The organism is Mesotoga sp. B105.6.4 (genome assembly GCF_002896535.1).
Lineage (GTDB): Bacteria > Thermotogota > Thermotogae > Petrotogales > Kosmotogaceae > Mesotoga.
In genome coordinates, this window is sequence record NZ_JWIM01000020.1 from 37,359 (window position 1) to 44,990 (window position 7,632).

General features: G+C 46.6%; 5 protein-coding genes and 1 pseudogene. All 6 read left to right on the forward strand.

The features are described from left to right. Positions 1-185: 185 nt before the first annotated feature. The 6 genes and pseudogenes from RJ60_RS05975 to RJ60_RS06000 all read left to right on the forward strand — a co-directional run bounded on the left by RJ60_RS05975 (position 186) and on the right by RJ60_RS06000 (position 5,073). Positions 186-818, forward strand: a complete 633-nt coding sequence (locus RJ60_RS05975; RefSeq protein ID WP_258006197.1) for a hypothetical protein — start codon at positions 186-188, stop codon at positions 816-818. After that, on the forward strand, positions 815-1,711 hold the full coding sequence (locus RJ60_RS05980) for a nucleotidyl transferase AbiEii/AbiGii toxin family protein (RefSeq protein ID WP_103134245.1): 897 nt from the start codon (positions 815-817) through the stop codon (positions 1,709-1,711). The genes RJ60_RS05975 and RJ60_RS05980 overlap by 4 nt, the downstream gene beginning before the upstream one ends. Before the next feature lie 741 nt (positions 1,712-2,452). Then, positions 2,453-3,046 carry a type IV toxin-antitoxin system AbiEi family antitoxin domain-containing protein gene (locus tag RJ60_RS05985; protein WP_103134246.1) on the forward strand — a complete coding sequence of 198 codons (594 nt, stop codon included), beginning with the start codon at positions 2,453-2,455 and terminating at the stop codon, positions 3,044-3,046. An 8-nt stretch (positions 3,047-3,054) separates the two neighbouring features. Beyond that, positions 3,055-3,327 (forward strand): annotated as a pseudogene (locus tag RJ60_RS05990) (nucleotidyl transferase AbiEii/AbiGii toxin family protein); the annotation flags it as partial. A 132-nt stretch (positions 3,328-3,459) separates the two neighbouring features. Further along, positions 3,460-4,611, forward strand: coding sequence for an AAA family ATPase (locus RJ60_RS05995; protein WP_099830607.1), 1,152 nt, complete (start codon positions 3,460-3,462; stop codon positions 4,609-4,611). A 3-nt stretch (positions 4,612-4,614) separates the two neighbouring features. Further along, positions 4,615-5,073 (forward strand): hypothetical protein, encoded by a 459-nt coding sequence (locus RJ60_RS06000; protein ID WP_099830606.1) that lies wholly within the window; start codon positions 4,615-4,617, stop codon positions 5,071-5,073. Positions 5,074-7,632 lie beyond the last annotated feature (2,559 nt).

Here is a 7,632-nt window from a genome sequence, read left to right on the forward strand (position 1 = left end):
CGCTCTTTCAGCTCTTGCCAGACCCTAGACCCCATACCCCAGACCTGGTTCGTACCAAGAACTTGGACGCGAAGCGTCGGAACGAAGAACTGCTCTTCTACCGCTCTTCCAAGGACGGCTCTTCGCTCTCCAACTAAATCACTGCAATTCATGATACAATTTTCATGAACATCGGCAGATACAGAATGATGCAGGTGTTCGTTGAAAGTGTTGTTGAAGAGGTGAGATTATTGAACTCAACAAGGCACCAACTGCCTCAGAAGAAGATTATTAGAATAGATGAACTCAAAGACATGGGATATAGCTTCTATCGTATCAAGAAGCTTATCGAGGAGAATATCCTCAAGAAACTGACTCGCAAAAGCTATGAAAATCTAATCTACGAGGGAGATGAATCGGACTTTTATTATGTTAATGCTTATGTGCCAAGGGGTGTGATCTGCCTGATTAGCGCGGCAATCTATTGGCAGCTTACCACAGAACGTTCCACAGCAATAGACGTGGCGATTCCCAGGAGCGACAGGATTTATACGATGCCAGAGTGGCCTCAGATTCAACTTTACTATTACAACGACATACGATACAGAACCGGAATCGTGACTATTAACGAAGACTCGAATCAGTTCTCCATTTATGACCCGGAAAAGACTGTAATCGACATTCTGCAATATCGCGAAAGACTCGGCATCGAAGTCGCAAAGGAAGTGCTTGTCAACTATCTCGCAAAAAAGGATCGAAACCTGAACAAACTATACAGATATGCGAAGGAACTCGGCAATTCAAAGATTCTGAGAACCTATCTGGAGGTACTGCTATGAACAAGGCAGCATCTGCAAAAGCCCGGCTGAGAAATCTAGCCGAGAAGCAAGGCAGGAGTTATCAGGATCTACTGCAAATCTATGCGCTTGAACGAACCATATACAGATTATCCATATCTCCCCACAAAGACAAATTCACATTGAAAGGCGGGATCTTTCTTTATGCGCTATTTGAAGGGCGGTTCCCGCGATCAACAACGGATATAGATCTGCTGGGGCAGAAAATCAGCAACGAAAAGGAATCTCTCGAGAAGGTTTTCTATGATATCTTCTCGGTAGATACTGACGACGGGATACGTTTTGATCTGGAAAGCATGAACCTACGCACCATTGCAGATGCAAAAAAATACCCCGGTACTCGGGTAACCATTACGGCCTACTTGGAGCGAACAAGACTATCCATAACCGTCGATGTTGGATTTGGCGACTGCATAACACCGGAGAGAGTTCAGATGGAATTCCCGGTTCTGCTGAATGATCCGGAGCCGGTTATCTTCGCATACTCAAAAGAATCGGTTATCGCAGAAAAACTGGAAGCGATAGCCTCGCTGGGTTTCCTGACCAGTCGCTACAAAGACTTCTACGACATCTTTTTGCTGTCCAGGTTCTTTCCTTTCAATGGCACAACACTGCAGGCCGCAATTAGAAAAACATTTAGAAATCGTGGCACACCGATGGAAGAGATCGTCGCATTCGAGAAGCAATTCACTTCCGATTCACTCCATAAGAGAAGATGGACAGCCTTCGCTAAAAAGAAAAACACCACGTTTGATACATCTCTTGAGGAAGTTATAGGTCAAATCAAGAGCTTCCTAATCCCTGTACTTGAAGCCTTACAGAGAGATAAGATCTTCGCCTCACACTGGGAGCCTGATGACCTAAGCTGGAAATGACCACTGTGTTTGTAGAGTTTGTAAGAGCCGGGAAAGAACATCGAGAGTTCGCTTCGCACATGAGATGGCGAGAAGCGAAAATAGGGACTGACAAATCTCTTCATGTCTGTCCCATTTTTCGCGTTAGGATCGAGATTCTGACCAGAAGCGTGTCAGAATGACTGAAAGTGAGAAAGGGCTTTCGTCCCCGTGGAACCTTCCCTGGAACCCACTCACTCAGTCATCCCGTAGTGGTTCTGTACGGGATCTCACCCTGAAGAGCCGCTGCACGCTGTTCAAAACAACGTTGTCCGTCAACGGTCCGCCGTTCTCCGTCCGAGAAGAGCGCGTTTCAAGAGACTTATAAAGTTTATCGGGTTTTGCTCTTACAACTTGCAACTCGCCACTTGCAACTGTTTCAAAGATCGAGATTCTGGCCAGGTACACGCCAGAATGACTGAAAGTGAGAAAGAACTTTCGTCCCCGTGGAACCTTCCCTGGAACCCACTCACTTAGTCATCCCGTAGTGGTTCTGTACGGGATCTCACCCTCACCATACCCTAGACCCGGTCCTACCCCTAGGAGACGAAGAACCTGGACGCGCAGCGTCGGAACGCAAAACTTGGGCGCAGCGCGCCGGAACCGCTCTTTCGCTCTTGATAAAATGGAGTCCCTATTTTCAATGGTAGTCTGACAGTCATGCACATAAACGATACAATTGTATGCGCAAATGATATTTTGTTCTCTTGTGAGAGGTGATACATGTCTTATGCTGAACAGATTCTAGACATCGCACGTAAAAACAACGGTATAGTCACATCGAGGCAAGTCACAACAGCGGGGATAAATCGTCATTATTTGAGAGTCCTGGTAGACAAAGGTTTTCTCGAAAGATCGGGACGAGGCGTTTACATTATTCCTACAATCCTTGACGACGAGATGTTCAATCTTCAAAACCGTTATAGGAGGGGGATATTTTCTCATGGAACGGCTCTATTCTTGCTTGATTTGACAGATCGAACTCCGATCAAGTATTCAATGACATTTCCGATCGGCTATAATACCTCAAATCTAAAAACAGAAAATGTTGAATACTACCGTGTCATAGACGGGTTGTACGAACTTGGTATAACCACGAAAAGAACTCCTAATGGCAACGAGGTGAGGGTCTACAACGCAGAGAGAACACTGTGCGATATTCTAAAAGGGCGTAGTAATACAGATATCCAGATCATAAGCGAAGCGTTCAAGAGATATACACAACTGCCCAGTAGAGATATTCCCATGATTTCAAAGTATGCAAAGCTCATGAGGGTAGAAAAGAAGCTTCGCGCCTATTTGGAGGTATTGCTTTGAAGAACTCGATGCAGCTGAAAGCGATCATTAAGAACGTGGCAAAAAGCAAGAATATATCTGCTCAAATTGTCCTTCAGAACTATATGCTGGAGCGTTTGCTGGAAAGAATTTCATCATCACGCTACCAATCGAACTTTATCTTGAAAGGTGGATTTCTTATCGCATCAATAGTAGGCCTTGATACAAGGGCGACCATGGATATGGACGGGACCATTAAAGGGCTAAAGGTGAATGCTGAAAGTATATCAAACATGCTGAACGAGGTCTGTGCGATAGACATGTGAATAATGAAGTCCCTATTTATAGAAAGGCCTTACTTAGTGTGGTTTGGTTGAAGATTCAGGAATTCATGCGGAAGTTGATATAATTACTTTGCTTAGACTAAGCACCCCAGGAAGAAGGGAGGGTTCTCCGTGAGAGTCGTTCTTGAGAATATCGGGCCGATAAAAAAAGCAGACATTTCGGCCGGTGATCTGACCGTTCTCGTCGGGCCGCAAGCAACGGGTAAAAGCATCTTTCTTCAGTTGTTCAAGTTCTGCGTTGATCACGCCGACATAGTAAAGGAATTGAAGAAGTTTGGCTTTGATTGGAAGAATAAGCTCGAAAGTTTCTTGCAGGCCTATTTTGGCGAAGGAATGCAGGCGATATGGAATTCACAGAGCCGCATTGAACTTAACGGAAGAAAGTTTCAGATCGAAACTCACGTGAAGAGATCAGGTGGAGAAGACAGTGAGGCCAAAGTATTCTATATACCCGCTCAACGAGTCCTTATTATCTCCGCTGGGTGGCCCCTTCCTTTCACCTCTTTCGATCCTACGTATCCTTTCGTTGTTAAGGACTTCAGCGAGAAGATCAGGCGCATAATGGATTCCGGCCTTGGGAGCGGCGATACCCCGATTTTTCCGAGAGACGGATACTTCAAGAAAGAGATAAGGGACGCGCTGCAGAAATCCATAATGAGAGAAGGCAAATTGAAACTAGATATAGGCCTCAGGAAAAGAATCATGCTGGAGGTTGCAGGAGTATCAATGCCCATCATGACTTGGTCTGCGGGTCAAAGGGAATTTGCGCCCTTACTACTTGGGTTGTTCTGGCTGCTGCCTTCGGCAAAAGTCTCGAAAAAGCAAGGCGTGAAGTGGGTCATAGTTGAAGAGCCAGAAGCAGGCCTTCATCCGCTAGCAATTAGAGATGTCTTTCTTACTATAGTCGAACTGTTGAGCAGGAATTATAGAGTCCTGCTCTCAACCCATTCTTCGGGAATAATAGAACTCGTTTGGGCAATAAATGAGATTGTATCTCATCCTGAAGCAACTGCTGACAAAAAGAGGAAGCTTCTCCTCGACCTTTTCGAACTAAAAACAACGACAAATACGAACAAACTAATAAAGGATCTTGAGAACAAGAAGCTTGTTGTCAACTACTTCAAACCAACCGAGGCTGGCGTGGTGACTGAAGATATTTCTTCACTCGATCCCGGGAGCGATAAGAAGTCAGTGTCGGAATGGGGTGGCCTCGTAGAATTCACTTCCAAGACAAACGAAATCGTAGCAAAGCTCTGGAGGTAGAAAATGGATCAAATGCAGCCCATAATGAATTCATCTCTTGGCCCCTGTATAAAGAACGGACTTCAAGCAATTAAGAAACCTGACAAAGTCAGTCTTCAAGAAACGAGAACCAATGCAAAGAGCGTTGATATAGATAGCTGCCTTAAAGAGGATTATCCCAATGAGAATAGATGGGATTATGCTGTTTTTATCGAGATTGATGCTGTTCTGAAAACAGCATTCATAGAGATTCACCCAGCCAACGAATCTGAGGTCGGCGAGGTGATCAAAAAGGCGCAATGGATGAAGCAATGGATCATAGATAATCAGATAAGAGTCATCAGTGAGAACCGGAAGTTCTTCTGGGTTTCATCTGGCAAGGTAAAGGTCAGCAAGAACTCACAGAAAATACGTCTTCTCCACAAACAAGGAATCGAAGGCCCACAAGAACATTTGGTTGTTGACAAAGAAATGAGATTCTAATGCCCCATCCGATTATCCCGTGTCAGCCCGAAGTAATTCTATACGGGACACCATTCTTTAAGTAATGGATCTTGCTCCCGCTCTTATGGCCTCGATCCTAAACCAACCAAGAACTTGGACGTGAAGCGTCGGAACGAAGAACTGCTCTTCTCCCGCTCTTCCGAAGGGACGGGGTCACGCTCCTGGACGAAGGGCGAAGGACGGCTCTCTGCACGCTCTTATGAAGGAAGACCTGCTCTTGTTCCTAAAAATGGAGTCTGTCCCGTTTTTTCCTGTCCCGTTTTTTTTTGGATTCTGAAAAAATGGAGTCTGTCCCCTTTTTTCTTTCGATTCCTAACTTACTTGTCCAATTCCCCTGGGGGATGAATACGCTCTTCTCGTCGCGCCAGTTCCGCTCCGCGGCCTAAGAACCAAGAACCTGGACGCGAAGCGTCGGAACGAGGAACCGCTTTTGTTCCTAAAAATGGAGTCCCTATTATTTTCTCCTCTTCCCGCTCTTCCAAGGACGGGTCCACGCTCTTGGACGAAGGTCGAAGGACGGTTCTCTGCACGCTCTTATGAACGAAGAACTGCTCTTGTTCCTTAAAATGGAGTCTGTCCCCATTTTTAGAGTTTGATCCTCTATTTTTGATCCAAGAACGGGTCCACGCTCTTGGACAAAGGTCGAAGGACGGCTCTTGAAAAAATGGAGTCTGTCCCATTTTTCGGTACCTGTTTTCATGGTGGGAAGGAAGTAAGAGAGCCTGCCCTAGAAGTAACTCACTTTGTCATCCCGTGATGCTTTTGCACGGGATCTGGCCCTGAAGATCCGCTGAACGCTGTAAAACATGGTTCGCCGTTGACCGTTCAAGACCATTAACCCGTTCACCGCTAAGACCATTCGATCGAGAAAGAGCAATGTCGAGGCGTTCGCTGCGCTCACGAAAAGACGAGAAGCGAAAACAGGGACTGACAGGCTCTTGATGTCTGTCGCTTTTTCGCGTCCTCTCGGCCTCTCTTTCTCTCTCTCTTCCTCTCTCCTCTTCCCCGCTCTTCCAAGGACGGGTCCACGCTCCTGGACGAAGGTCGAAGGACGGCTCTTGAAAAAATGGAGTCTGTCCTATTTTTGATTTTTGTGAGGGTCATCCCGTGATGCACCTGCACGGGATCTCGCCCTGAAGAGCCGCTGCACACTTAAGAACGAGGACCCGCTGATCGCTGGTAAGAACCGATTCTGAAAAAATGGAGTCTGTCCCGTTTTTTCCCGCTAAATGGAGTCTGTCCCCTTTTTTCGCCCTCTGTCCTAAACCCAAGGCGCCATCTCTTGACCCTACCATTTTCCTGTAGAAAATGAGACCATATACAGCGTCACTTTTTTTCGGTCTACCCGTTGGTCTTCTTTTCAGTGAAACGCTTAAAACATTTTCGAATTCAACAACCTTTTCATCGCTGAAGAACGGCTTTCCATCTGAACAAAGCTTTTGTTCAATGGGTTAGAAACAAGTACAAGAAACGAAAAGGTCTTGTACGAGCGAGAAAATGGTTGAAGAGAATCGCTCAAAGACAGCCCAAGCTCTTAGTTCAATGGACTATGGAGATACGCTATGCGGCTGGATAATAGGAGCCGGATGAATCGAGAGGTTCATGTCCGGTTCTTCCAGCGTATAGCGGATCTTCAGGGGCCAGTCACCTTTGGTGGCCAGTTCCGCTTCGCGGGCAAAACAAAAACAATCGAGAAAGAGAGCATAGAGAGGTTCGCTACGCTCACGAGAGAAGAGAGAGAGGGAAGTCAGTCTGCTGACGTAGGCTTCTTCTAAGTCTTGCAACTTGGAACTGACAACTTGCAACTGATCTTTCAGCGTATAGCGGATCTTCAGGAGACAGTCACCTTTGGTGGCCAGTTCCGCTTCGCGGGCAAAACAAAAACAATCGAGAAAGAGAGCATAGAGAGGTTCGCTACGCTCACGAGAGAAGAGAGAGAGGGAAGTCAGTCTGCTGACGTAGGCTTCTTCTAAGTCTTACAACTTGGAACTGACAACTTGCAACTGATCTTTCAGCGTATAGCGGATCTTCAAAAGCCAGTCACTGCAAGCTGTGGCGAGAAAAACTACAAGAATGCCAAACCGATTTGGCAAAGCCAGTTCTACTTCGCGGGCAAAGGAGCCGTTGTGTTCACGTGAAGATCGGGATTCTGAGCAGGATCATCTCAGAATGACGGAATCCTAGACGAAGAACCAAGAACTTGGACGCGCAGCGTCGGAACGAAAAATTTGGGTGCAGCGCGTCGGAACGATGAACCGCCCTTCTGCTCTAGATCTTAAATCCCCGCTTGAGCGGGGTGGCGGCATGTTCCTGCCGACGGGGTGTGTGCACGTCCAGCAAAGGCAAGAATGTTCAGTGGGAGAAAAAGGCCCACCGGGGAAGAAGTCAGAGCCCCGTAGCTTGGATAGCAGTGGGGAAGGAAACTGAACCACTGAAGTCTATTGACAAAGCCATATTAAGTATGGTGAGCGAGTGGTCAGGCCATAACGAAAGTGAACGCACGAGTAGCCTCGAGACTACAGTTCCGGAAGTCGAGTC

Excerpts from the sequence above, each read along its gene's own strand:
- RJ60_RS05975 (WP_258006197.1), top strand. The coding sequence starts at position 186 with ATGATGCAGGTGTTCGTTGAAAGTGTTGTTGAAGAGGTGAGATTATTG.
- RJ60_RS05980 (WP_103134245.1), top strand. The coding sequence starts at position 815 with ATGAACAAGGCAGCATCTGCAAAAGCCCGGCTGAGAAATCTAGCCGAG.
- RJ60_RS05985 (WP_103134246.1), top strand. The coding sequence starts at position 2,453 with ATGTCTTATGCTGAACAGATTCTAGACATCGCACGTAAAAACAACGGT.
- RJ60_RS06000 (WP_099830606.1), top strand. The coding sequence starts at position 4,615 with ATGGATCAAATGCAGCCCATAATGAATTCATCTCTTGGCCCCTGTATA.